The organism is Streptomyces sp. 7N604 (assembly GCF_052245475.1).
Taxonomy (GTDB): Bacteria; Actinomycetota; Actinomycetes; order Streptomycetales; family Streptomycetaceae; genus Streptomyces.
This window is the reverse complement of sequence record NZ_JBQQBX010000018.1, coordinates 140,131-153,121: the sequence shown is the minus strand read 5'-3', so window position 1 is coordinate 153,121 and position 12,991 is coordinate 140,131. Positions and strand designations below refer to the sequence as shown.

General features: G+C 73.3%; 16 protein-coding genes. 2 read left to right on the top strand and 14 right to left on the bottom strand.

Annotated features, from left to right (window positions below; all coding sequences use genetic code 11):
- Positions 1-4: 4 nt before the first annotated feature.
- The 6 genes from trpC to hisI all read right to left on the bottom strand — a co-directional run bounded on the left by trpC (position 5) and on the right by hisI (position 5,044).
- On the bottom strand, positions 5-814 hold the full coding sequence (gene trpC, locus ACTWP8_RS21025) for an indole-3-glycerol phosphate synthase TrpC (RefSeq protein ID WP_443313438.1): 810 nt from the start codon (positions 812-814) through the stop codon (positions 5-7).
- 196 nt (positions 815-1,010) lie between these two features.
- Entirely contained in the window at positions 1,011-1,433 is a 423-nt protein-coding gene (locus ACTWP8_RS21020; RefSeq protein WP_443323718.1) for a DUF2752 domain-containing protein, read from the bottom strand.
- Positions 1,434-1,609: 176 nt separating this feature from the next.
- Positions 1,610-1,837 carry an HGxxPAAW family protein gene (locus ACTWP8_RS21015; RefSeq protein WP_443323686.1) on the bottom strand — a complete coding sequence of 76 codons (228 nt, stop codon included), beginning with the start codon at positions 1,835-1,837 and terminating at the stop codon, positions 1,610-1,612.
- A gap of 136 nt (positions 1,838-1,973) precedes the next feature.
- Entirely contained in the window at positions 1,974-2,639 is a 666-nt protein-coding gene (locus ACTWP8_RS21010; RefSeq protein WP_443323685.1) for a TIGR02234 family membrane protein, read from the bottom strand.
- Positions 2,640-3,089: 450 nt separating this feature from the next.
- Positions 3,090-4,601 (bottom strand): anthranilate synthase component I, encoded by a 1,512-nt coding sequence (locus ACTWP8_RS21005; RefSeq protein ID WP_443313641.1) that lies wholly within the window; start codon positions 4,599-4,601, stop codon positions 3,090-3,092.
- Between the two features lie 41 nt (positions 4,602-4,642).
- Entirely contained in the window at positions 4,643-5,044 is a 402-nt protein-coding gene (gene hisI, locus ACTWP8_RS21000) for a phosphoribosyl-AMP cyclohydrolase (protein WP_443323684.1), read from the bottom strand.
- 241 nt (positions 5,045-5,285) lie between these two features.
- Here hisI and ACTWP8_RS20995 point away from each other — a divergent pair, with 241 nt between their 5' ends.
- On the top strand, positions 5,286-6,104 hold the full coding sequence (locus tag ACTWP8_RS20995; RefSeq protein WP_443323683.1) for a hypothetical protein: 819 nt from the start codon (positions 5,286-5,288) through the stop codon (positions 6,102-6,104).
- Between the two features lie 271 nt (positions 6,105-6,375).
- Positions 6,376-7,014 (top strand): TIGR03085 family metal-binding protein, encoded by a 639-nt coding sequence (locus tag ACTWP8_RS20990; RefSeq protein WP_443323682.1) that lies wholly within the window; start codon positions 6,376-6,378, stop codon positions 7,012-7,014.
- A 143-nt stretch (positions 7,015-7,157) separates the two neighbouring features.
- Here the strand turns inward: ACTWP8_RS20990 and hisF are convergent, their stop codons facing one another.
- Genes hisF through hisD form a run of 8 tightly spaced genes read right to left on the bottom strand, consistent with a single transcriptional unit; the run spans position 7,158 to position 12,973 of the window.
- Positions 7,158-7,928, bottom strand: coding sequence for an imidazole glycerol phosphate synthase subunit HisF (gene hisF, locus ACTWP8_RS20985; RefSeq protein ID WP_443313432.1), 771 nt, complete (start codon positions 7,926-7,928; stop codon positions 7,158-7,160).
- On the bottom strand, positions 7,925-8,335 hold the full coding sequence (locus ACTWP8_RS20980; RefSeq protein WP_443323681.1) for a RidA family protein: 411 nt from the start codon (positions 8,333-8,335) through the stop codon (positions 7,925-7,927). Before ACTWP8_RS20980 ends, hisF begins: the two co-directional genes overlap by 4 nt.
- Positions 8,332-9,060: a bifunctional 1-(5-phosphoribosyl)-5-((5-phosphoribosylamino)methylideneamino)imidazole-4-carboxamide isomerase/phosphoribosylanthranilate isomerase PriA gene (gene priA, locus ACTWP8_RS20975; protein ID WP_443323680.1), complete on the bottom strand. Its 729-nt coding sequence runs from the start codon at positions 9,058-9,060 to the stop codon at positions 8,332-8,334. Before priA ends, ACTWP8_RS20980 begins: the two co-directional genes overlap by 4 nt.
- Positions 9,060-9,731: an imidazole glycerol phosphate synthase subunit HisH gene (hisH, locus tag ACTWP8_RS20970; RefSeq protein ID WP_443323679.1), complete on the bottom strand. Its 672-nt coding sequence runs from the start codon at positions 9,729-9,731 to the stop codon at positions 9,060-9,062. The genes priA and hisH overlap by 1 nt, the downstream gene beginning before the upstream one ends.
- Entirely contained in the window at positions 9,728-9,895 is a 168-nt protein-coding gene (locus tag ACTWP8_RS20965; protein ID WP_443313428.1) for a hypothetical protein, read from the bottom strand. The genes hisH and ACTWP8_RS20965 overlap by 4 nt, the downstream gene beginning before the upstream one ends.
- A complete protein-coding gene (hisB, locus tag ACTWP8_RS20960) occupies positions 9,892-10,485 on the bottom strand; it encodes an imidazoleglycerol-phosphate dehydratase HisB (protein WP_443313427.1) in 594 nt (197 codons plus the stop codon). Before hisB ends, ACTWP8_RS20965 begins: the two co-directional genes overlap by 4 nt.
- Positions 10,482-11,621, bottom strand: a complete 1,140-nt coding sequence (locus ACTWP8_RS20955) for a histidinol-phosphate transaminase (protein ID WP_443323678.1) — start codon at positions 11,619-11,621, stop codon at positions 10,482-10,484. The genes hisB and ACTWP8_RS20955 overlap by 4 nt, the downstream gene beginning before the upstream one ends.
- Complete coding sequence (gene hisD, locus ACTWP8_RS20950) at positions 11,618-12,973, bottom strand: histidinol dehydrogenase (RefSeq protein ID WP_443323677.1); 1,356 nt, start codon at positions 12,971-12,973, stop codon at positions 11,618-11,620. The genes ACTWP8_RS20955 and hisD overlap by 4 nt, the downstream gene beginning before the upstream one ends.
- Positions 12,974-12,991 lie beyond the last annotated feature (18 nt).

Genomic DNA, 12,991 nt, shown 5'->3' with positions numbered 1-12,991 from the left:
GGCCTCAGCCCCGCCCGTGCCGCAGCGCCGGGTGCGCGCCCGCAGCAACCAGGTCGGCGACGGCCGCCTTCGGATCGCGGCCGGTGACCAGCGACTCACCGACCAGCACCGCGTCCGCGCCCTCGTTCGCGTACGCAATGAGGTCGTGCGGGCCGCGGACGCCCGACTCGGCGACCTTCACGATGTGCCCGGGGATCTCCGGCGCGATGCGCTCGAACGTCCCGCGGTCCACCTCGAGCGTCTTCAGGTTCCGCGCGTTGACGCCGATGACGCGCGCCCCGGCGTCCACCGCCCGCTCGATCTCCTCCTCGTCGTGCACCTCGACGAGCGGGGTGAGCCCGATCGACTCGGCCCGCTCGACCAGCGACACCAGGGCCTCCTGGTCGAGCGCGGCGACGATCAGCAGGGCGAGGTCGGCGCCGTACGCCCGCGCCTCCCACAGCTGGTACGAGGTGACGATGAAGTCCTTGCGGAGCAGCGGAACGTCGACCCGCGCCCGTACGGCCTCCAGGTCGGCGAGCGAGCCGCCGAACCTCCGCTGCTCGGTCAGCACACTGATGACAGCCGCGCCGCCCGCCTCGTAGTCGGCGGCGAGCCCGGCGGGGTCGGCGATCGCGGCCAGCGCGCCCTTCGACGGGCTCGAGCGCTTGACCTCGCAGATCACCTTGACGCTGTCGCCGCGCAGCGCGGCGACGCCGTCCTTGGCCTGGGGAGCTTTCGCGGCCCGCTCCTTGAGCTCGTCGAGGCTGACACGCGCCTGCCGCTCGGCGAGGTCGGCGCGGACTCCGTCGATGATCTCGTCGAGCACACTCACGCGAGCGGCCCCCTTCCGGGACGGGTGTGGAGCGAACGGTTGGCGCCGGTCGGACGCCGCCCCACCAGGTGTTGCGTGGAGCACTGCGATGGTATCCGGCCGGGGCCGGAGGGCCCGCATCCGGTGGACCGCGGTCCCACTACCTGGACATTCGTGGTGGTTTCTGTGATCCGCAGGGGCGCTGCGGTGGCGGAGATCATGGCACGAGCCCGGCCCCGAGGGGCGAGTTCCGGACGACGGTGAAGAGGAGCGCCAGGGTCGCCAGGGACCACCCGTGGGCGGGCCGGAGCCGCAGCTCCAGGGGGCGGCCGCGTACGGTCCGTACGAGCCAGAGCGCCCAGACGGCGGCGAAGGCCGCGAACGCGGCGACGGCGAGGACGTTGGCGCCGATCGCGGTGGCGAGGTCGCCGTGCGCGACGGCGTGGGCGCTGCGCAGGCCGCCGCAGCCGGGACAGTAGAGGCCGGTGTAGTGGAGGAGCGGGCATACGGGGTAGTGGCCCGGCTCGTTCGGGTCCACGGCGCCGACGTAGCAGAAGGCGGCGACGACTCCGGCCAGGGTCGCGAGCGGGGCGGCGACGGCGGAGGCCCGACGGCCCGCGGGCGGTACGGGTGTCTGCACGGCCCGCACGGATGGCGTGGACCGCGCCGACCGCACGGACTGCACCGCCTCATTCACCGATTCATCGGTCACACCACCGAGTCTCCCCGCAGACGCACGAAGGCGCAGCTCCAGGCACCGTACGGCCGTACGGGGCAGGAGCCGCGCCGTGATGCGCCGGGCGCGCCGGTGCGGCCTCAGCTCTGGGCGGGGGCCTCCGGCGTGGTGGGCGGCTTCTGCTTCCCCATGCCGGCGGCGCGCATGGCAAGGCCGACGACACCGCCGAGGGCGACCACGACGAGACCGGCCACGAAGCCGAGGGGCTCGGCCAACACCGTGAAGGCACCGGAGATGAGGAAGCCGATGAAGGCGATGGTGACACCGGTCCAGGCGGCCGGGGTGTGTCCGTGGCTGCTGCCCGCCATTGAGTACTCCTCGCTGCTGTGTCGCGCGCCTGGATCGTGGCGCGGTGAAGGCTCATCGGTCATTCTCCCCGACGAGCGGGGCTGCCGGTGATCGGGGGTGTGGGTGGCCTCGCCCGCGACGCGGATCGCGGACGGGTCACGTCTCGCGGGTGGGGTCCTCGCCGCGGTCGAGGGCCTTCCAGATCTCCTCCGGCCGGTCGGGGTCCGCCGCGGTCCGCGCTCGGCTCGGGGCCGGACGGCCGCCGCGCTCGTAACGGCCGGACATGGCGGGCCAGTGGCGCCCGTAGCGGAGGGCGAGCAGCCCGGCGAGGAGCAGCAGCGCGCCGCCGGCGGCGGAGACCCACGGCCAGGCGCTGTGCGTGACGTGCTCGACTCCGGTGCCGGTCAGGCCGGTGGCCTGCGCGGCCTTGGCCTCGAGCGCGGTGGTGTCGGAGCCGCCGAGCAGGGAGGTGAGGACTGCGGCCGCACCGCTGAGGGCGAGCAGGGCGGCGACGAGAGTCCGGCCCGTTCGCCGTACGGCGAACACCGCGACGAGCGCGGCGAGTCCGACCACGGCGAGCGCGGCGGGCAGCCCGGTGACGTCCCGGCCGTCGGCCGAGAGCGGCACGGCGCCCTGCGCGGCGGCGGACGTGCCCTGGCTCCAGGTCTGGCCGCCGGCGATCAGCGCGAGCGCGGCCCCGAGCGCGCCGAGCAGCAGGGCGGCGCCCAGGCTCCGCCGGGACGGCTGCGCCTGGGCTTGGGGTGCACGGGGGTGGGGTACGGCACTCACCCCACCACTATGCAGCGCCCGGCGCGGACCCATGCACGCGGGTCCACCCGGACCCGCCTCGCGCGCCTGCGGCGCGAGGTCTCCTCGGCTGCCCTTGCCCCTCTGGCCACTGCGTGCCGGCCCCCGCCCTTGGAACTTGGAAGGGCGTGGCTGGGAGGTGCCGCGCCCCGTGCGGCGGCGGAGGGCCGGCCCGCCGACGAGGCCGGACGGGAGGAAGACCCGGGCGCTGCCCCCGGCCAGTGTCCGGAGGCCATGCCGACCCGGGCGGCGCCGGGGCGGTCAGGGTGAGGCCCGGGCGGGCGCCGGGGTCGCCCGGTGCCCATGTCGGCCCGCCGACGAGGCGGGGCCAGGGCCAGGCCGACCCGGGAGCCGGGCGCGGCAGGCGTCCGGTGCCAGAGCCGAGGCGAGGGCCCGCTGGCTTGTGCCACGGGCCAAGCGCGGCAGGCGTCCAGGCCAGGGCGCAGATGCGGGGCCCGGAGGGGGTCAGTGCGTGGTGAGGCCCGCTGCCATGGCTACCGCGCGGAGGACCGCGGAGGCCTTGTTGCGGCACTCCGTGTCCTCCGCCACCGGGTCGGAGTCGGCGACGACGCCCGCGCCCGCCTGCACGTACGCCGTACCGCCGCGCAGCAGAGCGGTACGGATGGCGATCGCCGTGTCGGAGTCGCCCGCGAAGTCGAGGTAGCCGACGCAGCCGCCGTACAGGCCGCGTCGGCTCGGCTCCAGCTCCTCGATGATCTGCATCGCGCGCGGCTTCGGCGCCCCCGACAGCGTGCCGGCCGGGAAGCAGGCCGTGAGGACGTCGAAGGCCGTGCGCCCCTCCGCCAGGCGGCCGGTGACCGTCGAGACGATGTGCATGACGTGGCTGTAGCGCTCAATCGACATGAAGTCGACGACCTCGACGCTGCCCGGCTCGCAGACCCGCCCCAGGTCGTTCCGCCCGAGGTCGACGAGCATCAGGTGCTCGGCCCGCTCCTTGGGGTCGGCGAGCAGCTCCTCCGCCAGGGCCGCGTCCTCCTGCGGGGTCGCGCCGCGCGGGCGGGTGCCCGCGATGGGGTGGACCATCGCGCGCCCGTCCTCGACCTTGACCAGGGCCTCGGGGCTGGACCCGACGACGTCGAAGCCCTCCTCCCCGTCCACGGCCGGGAAGCGGAAGAGGTACATGTACGGGCTCGGGTTGGTGGCCCGCAGCACCCGGTAGACGTCGAGCGCCGAGGCCGGGCAGGGGGTCTCGAACCGCTGCGACGGTACGACCTGGAAGGCCTCGCCCGCGCGGATCCGCTCCTTGATGTCGTCGACCGCCTCCTGGTAGGCGGGGCCGCCCCACAGCGCGGTGTACGCGGGCACCTCCGAGGGCGGCAGGACCGCGGCGCTCGCCGGAACCGGCCGGGACAGGTCGGCGGCCATCGCGTCGAGCCGGGCGACCGCGTCCGCGTACGCCTCGTCGACGCCGGTCTCGAGGTCGTTGTGGTTGATCGCGTTGGCGATCAGCAGCACCGTGCCGTCCCAGTGGTCGAGGACGGCGAGATCGGACGTGAGCAGCATGGTCAGCTCGGGCAGCCGCAGGTCGTCCGTGGTGCTGTCGCCGATCCGTTCCAGCCTGCGCACGATGTCGTAGCCGAGGTAGCCGACCATGCCGCCGGTGAAGGGCGGCAGGTGCTGCTGGTCGGCCAGGTCGCGGGGCGTGTGGAGGGCCTCGACGGTGGCGCGCAGCGCCTCCAGCGGGTCGCCGGAGACCGGTACGCCTACGGGCGGGGTGCCGAGCCAGTGAGCCTGGGCGTCGCGCACCGTGAGCGTGGCGGCGCTGCGCACGCCGACGAAGGAGTAGCGGGACCAGGAGCGGCCGTTCTCCGCGGACTCGAGCAGGAACGTGCCGGGCCGTTCCGCGGCGAGCTTGCGGTAGAGGCCCACCGGCGTGTCACCGTCCGCGAGCAGCCTGCGGCTGACGGGGATGACGCGGCGGTCGGCCGCCAGCTTGCGGAAGGTCTCGAGGTCCATCGTGTCCGTCATGGCAGCACCCGTGGTCATGGGGCTGGATCCTAGTGGGCCGCCCGCGGCTGCCCCGCGGACGTGTCCAGCGGGAGCTCACCGGCGTCGAAGCAGGTGCGGTCGCCGGTGTGGCAGGCGGCCCCGACCTGGTCGACCTTGACCAGGAGCGCGTCGGCGTCGCAGTCGAGGGCCACGGACTTCACGTACTGGACGTGGCCGGAGGTGTCGCCCTTGACCCAGTACTCCTGGCGGCTGCGGCTCCAGTACGTGCAGCGGCCGGACGTGAGCGTACGGTGCAGCGCCTCGTCGTCCATCCAGCCGAGCATGAGCACCTCGCCGGTGTCGTACTGCTGGGCGATGGCGGGGAAGAGCCCGTCCTCGTTCCGCTTGAGACGTGCGGCGATGGCGGGGGCGAGGCCGGAAGGGCGTGCGGTGCTGGACATGGGCTCCATTGTGCCGCTTATGGGCCGTGCCGCGGGCGGCACGGCCCGAGGGCGGCGGGCGGCACGGCCCGAGGGCCGCGAGCGGTCGGCGCCCTGCGGCCGCGCACGGCCCGGCACGGCCTCGCAGGGCCTCGGCGGCCCAGCACCGTCGCGAATCCGGCATAGGGAGCGTTTATCGGCCAACTCGCCTGGCCGGATGGGCCGATGGGCCGATGGGCCGATTGTCGGGGCGATGGGGCATGCTTCCGGCATGACTTTTCCGCCCTCGCCGAACGAGCCCACGCCGCCCGCCGCCGGGGGCGGCTTCGGCCCTCCGCAGGGGTATGGGCCCGGACCGGGATACGGGTCGGGGCAGGGGCCGGGACAGGGACATGGATACGGGCCGCCGCCTGGCCCGGCGTACGGCCGGCAGGGCGGCTTCCCCGCGCCGCAGGGCGGTTACGGCGCGTACCCGCCGCCTCCGCCGCCCTCCGGCGGCGGGCCCAGCGGCCCGAAGATCGCCGCGATCTTCATCGCGGGCGTGCTGGTGGCCGGACTCACCGTGGGCGGTCTCCTGCTCTTCAAGGGCTCGGACGACGGTGACGCCTCGGCCGACGCCAAGCCGCGGGCCACGCCCGGCGGGCAGCCCGACGACCGGCCTTCGGCGGGCCCGGGCGAGGGGGCGCCCTCAGCTCCGGCGAGCGCGTCGGCCTCGCCGGGCGACCTGGTGCCCTTCGTCGTCCTGAAGCCGGGCCAGTGCTTCGACCACCCGGCGCTCGACCGCTCGGTCGCCCACATCGTGACCCGTTCCTGCGGCGCGGCCCACGACGGCGAAGTGATCGCCAACAAGCGGCTGACCGGGTCGTACTCCTCCGACGCGCAGCTTCAGGAGAAGGCGCTGGCGCTGTGCGAGACGGCGGTGGCGGAGCGGATGAAGTCCATACCGGAGGACGGGCGGCAGTACTTCAACTACGCCCTCTACCCCTCCCTGGACACGTACCGGATCCGGCAGGAGAAGCGGATCTCCTGCGCGCTGACCCTGAGCAACCGCCTCGGCGGAAAGAAGCTGACCAAGCCCCTGCCGGGCTGACCCGCCCGCCACCATGCCCCGGCGCTCCGCGCCGGGGTCTTCAGGCGACGAAGCAACCGTGCCGCCCCGCCGGGAGCTGGTCGCTGAAGGGGCGGGGGTAGGGCAGCGTGCGCCGCTATAGGCGGGAGCCGCGTACGGCCCTCCGTGCGCGGGGGCTGAGGCTCGCCTGCGGTCGCGGTCGGCGCGCGGCGCCGTACAGGGCGTCGCGTCGCGGGCCGGGCTTCCGCGCGGCACCGTGGCAGGGCGCCCTGGCCCGCCGTACGCTGGCCGTATGTCGACCCATGCGAAGCGTGAACGACTTCTTCTCGCCGATTTGTTGGAGGCCGCGGGGCCCGCGGCACCGACACTGTGCCAGGGCTGGACGACCCGCGATCTCGCGGCGCACGTGGTGATGCGGGAGCGGCGGGCCGACGCGGCCGCCGGCATCGTCTTCAAGCCGCTCGCCGCCCGCCGGGACCGGGTGCAGGCGGAGCTCGCCGAGAAGCCGTACGAGGAGCTGATCCAGCTCATCAGGACGGGCCCGCCGCGGTCGTCGCCGTTCGCCCTGAAGCAGATCGACGAGGCCGCGAACACGGTGGAGTTCTTCGTGCACGCCGAGGATGTACGGCGTGCCCAGGCGGACTGGACGCCGCGCGAGATCGACCCGGTGTTCGCGGACGTGCTGTGGTCGCGCCTCGAGAAGGCCGCCCGGCTGCTCGGCCGCAAGTCCTCGGTCGGCCTTGTGGTGCGCCGCCCCGACGGCCGTACGGCGGTGGCGAAGCGCGGCACCCCGGTGGTCACGGTCACCGGTGAACCGGGCGAGCTGACGCTCTTCCTCTTCGGCCGCCAGGACGTCGCGCGCGTGGAGCTGGAGGGCGACAAGGAAGCGGTCTCGCGGGCGCAGGACGCGCCGCTCGGCGTCTCGATGTAGGCCATCGCGCAGACCACCGCGTAGGCCACTGCGCGCGGTTGGACGCGGTTGGACGCCTCCCGCGGGAAACCACCGGCGCGCAGCGCCGCGAGGACGGCGCACCAAGCGGACGGCGCACGGGGCGAAACGGCGCCCCGGAGGCGCTAGCGAACCGGGTGGCCCGCCGCCCGCAGGGTGTCCTTGACCTGGGCGATGCGCAGGTCGCCGAAGTGGAAGACGGAGGCCGCGAGCACCGCGTCCGCCCCGGCCGCGACCGCCGGCGGGAAGTCGTCCAGCCGGCCCGCGCCGCCCGACGCGATCACCGGAATCGTGACGTGCTTGCGGACGGCCTCGATCATCGCCGTGTCGTACCCGTCCTTCGTGCCGTCGGCGTCCATCGAGTTGAGCAGGATCTCGCCCGCGCCCAGCTCGGCAGCGCGGTGCGCCCACTCCACCGCGTCCAGCCCCGTGCCGCGGCGCCCGCCGTGTGTGGTGACCTCGAAGCCGGAGTCGGTGACCGTGCCCTCCGGGCACCGGCGGGCGTCCACGGACAGGACCAGGACCTGGCTGCCGAAGCGCTCGGCGATCTCCCTGATCAGCTCGGGCCTGGCGATGGCCGCGGTGTTGACGCCGACCTTGTCGGCACCGGCGCGCAGCAGCTTGTCGACGTCCTCCGTCGTACGGACGCCGCCGCCGACCGTCAGCGGGATGAAGACCTGCTCGGCGGTGCGCCGCACGACGTCGTACGTCGTCTCGCGGTCGCCCGAAGAGGCCGTGATGTCCAGGAAGGTCAGCTCGTCGGCGCCCTCCGCGTCGTACAGCTTGGCCATCTCGACCGGGTCGCCCGCGTCGCGCAGGTTCTGGAAGTTGACGCCCTTGACCACCCGGCCGCCGTCCACGTCCAGGCAGGGGATGACTCGGACCGCCAGGGTCATTTCCGGGGCTCCTCGGACTTGCTGCGGAATGCTTCGAGTTCCACCTCGACCAGCACGCGGGAGTCGACGAAGCCGGAGACGACGACGAGGGTCGCGGCCGGGCGTACGGCGTCGAAGAGCTCCTTGTGGGCGCGGCTGACCGCGTCCACGTCGCGCGGGTGGGTGAGGTACATACGGGTGCGGATGACGGACTCGGCGCCGATGCCGAACTCCTTCAGCGCGTGCAGCGCGTTGCGGAAGGCCGCGAGCGCCTGCTCGTACGGGTCGCCCTCGCCCTGCAGCACCCTGCCGGTGAAGGGCATGGTGCCGGAGACGAGGACCCGGTCCCCGGCCGCGACAGCACGCGCGAAACCGATCATCTCCTCCCAGGGGCTGTCGGACTGCACTCGCTGCACGGCTTCGCTCATCCGGACACAGCCTCCAACGCCTCTTCCAGGGTGAACGCCTTGGCGTAGAGGGCCTTGCCGACGATGGCGCCCTCGACGCCCTCCGGTACCAGCCTCGCGATGGCCCGCAGGTCGTCAAGGGAGGAGACGCCGCCGGAGGCGACGACCGGCTTGTCGGTCGCGGCGCAGACGTTGTGCAGCAGCTCCAGGTTCGGGCCCTGGAGGGTGCCGTCCTTGGCGATGTCGGTGACGACGTAGCGCGCGCACCCCTCGGAGTCGAGGCGCGCCAGCGTCTCGTAGAGGTCGCCGCCGTCGCGGGTCCAGCCGCGGCCGCGCAGGGTGGTGCCGCGGACGTCCAGGCCGACGGCGATACGGTCGCCGTGCTCGGCGATGACCTTGGCGACCCACTCGGGGGTCTCGAGGGCCGCGGTGCCGAGGTTGACCCGGGTGCAGCCGGTGGCGAGCGCTGCGGCCAGGGTCTCGTCGTCGCGGATGCCGCCGGACAGCTCGACCTTGATGTCCATGGCGCGGGCGACCTCGGCGATCCGGTCGCGGTTGTGGCCGGTGCCGAACGCGGCGTCGAGGTCGACCAGGTGCAGCCATTCGGCGCCCGCCTGCTGCCAGGTGAGGGCGGCCAGGAGCGGGTCGCCGTAGGAGGTCTCGGAGCCGGACTCGCCGTGGACGAGGCGGACGGCCTGGCCGTCGCGGACGTCAACGGCCGGGAGCAGTTCGAGCTTGTGGGGCATCAGAGCGTCTCGATCCAGTTGGTCAGCAGCTGGGCGCCGGCGTCGCCGGACTTCTCGGGGTGGAACTGGGTGGCCCACAGCGGGCCGTTCTCGACGGCCGCGACGAAGGGTTCGCCGTGTGTGGACCAGGTGACCTTGGGGGGCTGGATGCTGGGGTTGGCGGCCTCGAAGTTCCAGTCGCGCACCGCGTAGGAGTGCACGAAGTAGTAGCGCGCGTCGGCGTCGATGCCCGCGAAGAGCCAGGAGCCCTCGGCGGCCTTGACGGTGTTCCAGCCCATGTGCGGGACGATGGGCGCGCGCAACGGCTCGACCGTGCCCGGCCATTCGTCCAGGCCCTCGGTCTCGACGCCGTGCTCGATGCCGCGGGCGAAGAGGATCTGCATGCCGACGCAGATGCCCATGACGGGGCGGCCGCCGGACAGCCTGCGCTCGACGACCCAGTCGCCGCGGGCCTCCTTGAGGCCCTTCATGCAGGCGGCGAAGGCGCCGACACCCGGCACGAGCAGGCCGTCGGCGTTCATGGCCTTGTCGTAGTCACGGGTGATCTCGACGTCCGCTCCGACGCGGGCGAGGGCGCGCTCGGCGGAGCGGACGTTGCCGAAGCCGTAGTCGAAGACGACGACGCGCTTTCCGGTGCCGCTTCCGGTCCCGGTCCCGGTCCGGGTCGTCATGCGAACACCCCCTCGAGCCGCAGGACTCCGGCGGTGAGGCACATCGCGGAGGCGAGGCCGAGCACCACGATCACGCCCTTCGGCATCTTCTGCTTGGTGAAGGAAATGACGCCGCCGAGCAGGAAGAGCCCGACGAGGATCAGCAGGGTGGACAGTGTGTTCACAGCGCGCCCTTCGTGGACGGCAGGATTCCGGCCGCCCGCGGGTCCCGCTCCGAGGCGTACCGCAGCGCGCGGGCCAGGGCCTTGAACTGGCACTCGACGATGTGGTGCGCGTTCCGCCCGTACGGGACGTGCACGTGCAGGGCGATCTGGGCCTGGGCGACGAAGGACTCCAGGATGTGCCGGGTCATCGTCGTGTCGTACGCGCCGATCATGGGCGCCATGTTCTCGGGCTCGGTGTGCACGAGGTACGGGCGGCCGGACAGGTCGACGGTCACCTGGGCCAGCGACTCGTCGAGCGGCACCGTGCAGTTGCCGAACCGGTAGATCCCCACCTTGTCGCCGAGCGCCTTCTTGAAGGCGGCGCCGAGCGCGAGCGCGGTGTCCTCGATGGTGTGGTGGCTGTCGATGTGCAGGTCGCCGTCGGTCTTGACGGTGAGGTCGAACAGGCCGTGGCGGCCGAGCTGGTCGAGCATGTGGTCGTAGAAGCCCACCCCGGTCGACACATCGACCTTTCCGCTGCCGTCGAGGTCGATCTCGACCAGGACGGAGGTCTCCTTCGTGGTGCGCTCCACACGGCCTACGCGGCTCATCGGTTCAGCTCCTTCATCAGATCGCGCACCGCATCGAGGAACGCGTCGTTCTCTTCCGGGGTGCCCGCGGTGACGCGCAGGCGGCCCGGTACTCCGTTGTCCCGGACCAGGACGCCCCGGTCCAGCAGGCCCTGCCACACCTCGTGGGCGTCGACGGTGGGGGCGTCTCCCCTGCCCTTAAGGCTATGGGGGAGGCCGAACTGTACGAAGTTGGCGTCCGACTCGGTGACCTCGCAGCCGATCGCGCGCAGCTCGGTGACCAGCCGGTCCCGCTCGGCCTTCAGCTGCTCGACGTACCCGAGCAGCGTATCGGTGTGCTCCAGCGCGGCGAGCGCCGTGGCCTGGGCGACGGCCGAGAGGTGGTACGGGAGGCGGACCAGCTGGACGGCGTCCACGACCGCCGGGTCGGCGGCGAGGTAGCCCAGCCGCAGCCCGGCGGCGCCGAAGGCCTTGGACATGGTCCTGGACAGCACCATGTTGGGGCGGCCCTCGATCAGCGGCAGCAGTGAGGGGTGGTGGCTGAACTCGCCGTACGCCTCGTCGACCACGACCAGCGACGGCTTGGCGGCCTGCGCGGCCTCGTACAGCGCGAGGACCGTCCCGGCGTCGACCGCCGTGCCCGTGGGGTTGTTCGGCGAGCAGATGAAGACGACGTCGGGCTTCCGCTCACCGATGGCCCGTACGGCCGCGTCCACATCGATGGTGAAATCGTCGTGGCGCGGGCCGGAGATCCAGCCGGTGCCGGTGCTGCGGCTGATCAGCGCGTGCATCGAGTACGAGGGCTCGAAGCCGATGGCCGTGCGGCCGGGGCCGCCGAAGGTCTGGAGCAACTGCTGGATGACCTCGTTCGAGCCGTTGGCGGCCCAGACGCCCGCCCGGCCGACCTCGTGTCCCGTGGTCCGCGTCAGGTACCTGGCCAGCTCGGTGCGCAGCTCGACCGCGTCCCGGTCGGGGTAGCGGTTGAGGTGGCGGGCGGCCTCGCTGACCCGCTCACCGATCCGCCGCACGAGGGGCTCGGGCAGCGGGTACGGGTTCTCGTTGGTGTTCAGGCGCACCGGAACGTCGAGCTGCGGCGCTCCGTACGGGGACTTGCCGCGCAGCTCGTCCCGGATGGGCAGATCGTCGATCCCGGTCACTTGGGCTGCGCACCTTCCTCCCCCACAGCGCTTCGCGCGTGGGAGGTGGTGCCCCCAAACCTCGCCTTGAGGGCCGCCCCGTGCGCGGGCAGGTCCTCGGCCTCGGCGAGCGTCACCACGTGGTGGGTGACCTCGGCCAGCGCGTCGCGCGTGTAGTCCACGACGTGGATGCCGCGCAGGAAGGACTGCACGGACAGGCCGGAGGAGTGGCAGGCGCAGCCGCCGGTGGGCAGCACGTGGTTCGAGCCCGCGCAGTAGTCGCCGAGCGAGACCGGGGCGTACGGGCCGACGAAGACCGCGCCCGCGTTGCGGACCCGGGCGGCGACGGCCGGGGCGTCCGCGGTCTGGATCTCCAGGTGCTCCGCGGCGTACGCGTCGACGACCCGCAGGCCCTCGTCCACGCCGTCGACCAGCACGATCGCGGACTGCTGCCCGGCCAGGGCGGCGCTGATCCGCTCGCGGTGCCTGGTCGCGGAGACCTGGGTCTTCAGCTCGGCCTCGACCGCCTCGGCCAGGTCGAGGGAGTCGGTGACGAGGACGGCGGCGGCCAGCGTGTCGTGCTCGGCCTGGCTGATCAGGTCGGCGGCGACGTGCGCCGGGTCCGCGGTGGCGTCCGCGAGGATCGCGATCTCGGTGGGGCCCGCCTCCGCGTCGATCCCGATCCGGCCCTTGAGCAGGCGCTTCGCCGCGGCGACGTAGATGTTGCCGGGCCCGGTGACCAGGTTGACCGGCAGGCAGTCCTCGGTGCCGTACGCGAACATGGCGACGGCCTGGGCGCCGCCCGCCGCGTAGACCTCGTCCACCCCGAGCAGGGCGCAGGCGGCGAGGATCGTCGGGTGCGGCAGGCCCCCGAACTCCTTCTGGGGCGGGGAGGTGACGGCGACGGCGTCGACGCCCGCCTCCTGGGCCGGGACGACGTTCATCACGACGGAGGACGGGTAGACGGCGAGGCCGCCCGGCACGTAGAGCCCCACGCGCTCGACCGGCACCCAGCGCTCGGTGACCGTGCCGCCCGGCACGACCTTGGTGGTGTGGTCGGTGCGGCGCTGGTCGCGGTGGACCGGGCGGGCGCGGCGGACCGACTCCTCGAGCGCCTCGCGCACGCGCGGGTCCAGCTCCTCCAGGGCGCGGGCCAGCGCCTCGGCGGGCACCCGGACCTGCTCGATGCGCACACCGTCGAACTTCTCCGCGTACTCGATCAGCGCCGCGGAGCCGCGATGGCGTACGTCGTCGCAGATCGGCCGCACCTTCTCCAGGGCGGCCTCGACGTCGAACTCGGCACGGGGCAACAGGTCACGCAGGGCGGCCCCCTCGGGGAGGGCGTCACCGCGCAGATCGATTCGGGAGATCACGGAGTTAATTGTCTCAGA

Bases quoted from the DNA above. Each gene is read 5' to 3' on its own strand.
- ACTWP8_RS21005 (WP_443313641.1), bottom strand. From the start codon at position 4,601: ATGGACCTCGAGACCTTCCGCAAGCTGGCGGCCGACCGCCGCGTCATC.
- hisB (WP_443313427.1), bottom strand. From the start codon at position 10,485: ATGAGCCGCGTAGGCCGTGTGGAGCGCACCACGAAGGAGACCTCCGTC.
- ACTWP8_RS20980 (WP_443323681.1), bottom strand. From the start codon at position 8,335: ATGAGCGAAGCCGTGCAGCGAGTGCAGTCCGACAGCCCCTGGGAGGAG.
- ACTWP8_RS21015 (WP_443323686.1), bottom strand. From the start codon at position 1,837: ATGGCGGGCAGCAGCCACGGACACACCCCGGCCGCCTGGACCGGTGTC.
- priA (WP_443323680.1), bottom strand. From the start codon at position 9,060: ATGCCCCACAAGCTCGAACTGCTCCCGGCCGTTGACGTCCGCGACGGC.
- ACTWP8_RS20995 (WP_443323683.1), top strand. From the start codon at position 5,286: ATGACTTTTCCGCCCTCGCCGAACGAGCCCACGCCGCCCGCCGCCGGG.
- hisH (WP_443323679.1), bottom strand. From the start codon at position 9,731: ATGACGACCCGGACCGGGACCGGGACCGGAAGCGGCACCGGAAAGCGC.
- ACTWP8_RS20990 (WP_443323682.1), top strand. From the start codon at position 6,376: ATGTCGACCCATGCGAAGCGTGAACGACTTCTTCTCGCCGATTTGTTG.
- ACTWP8_RS21010 (WP_443323685.1), bottom strand. From the start codon at position 2,639: ATGGGTCCGCGCCGGGCGCTGCATAGTGGTGGGGTGAGTGCCGTACCC.
- hisF (WP_443313432.1), bottom strand. From the start codon at position 7,928: ATGACCCTGGCGGTCCGAGTCATCCCCTGCCTGGACGTGGACGGCGGC.
- hisI (WP_443323684.1), bottom strand. From the start codon at position 5,044: ATGGAGCCCATGTCCAGCACCGCACGCCCTTCCGGCCTCGCCCCCGCC.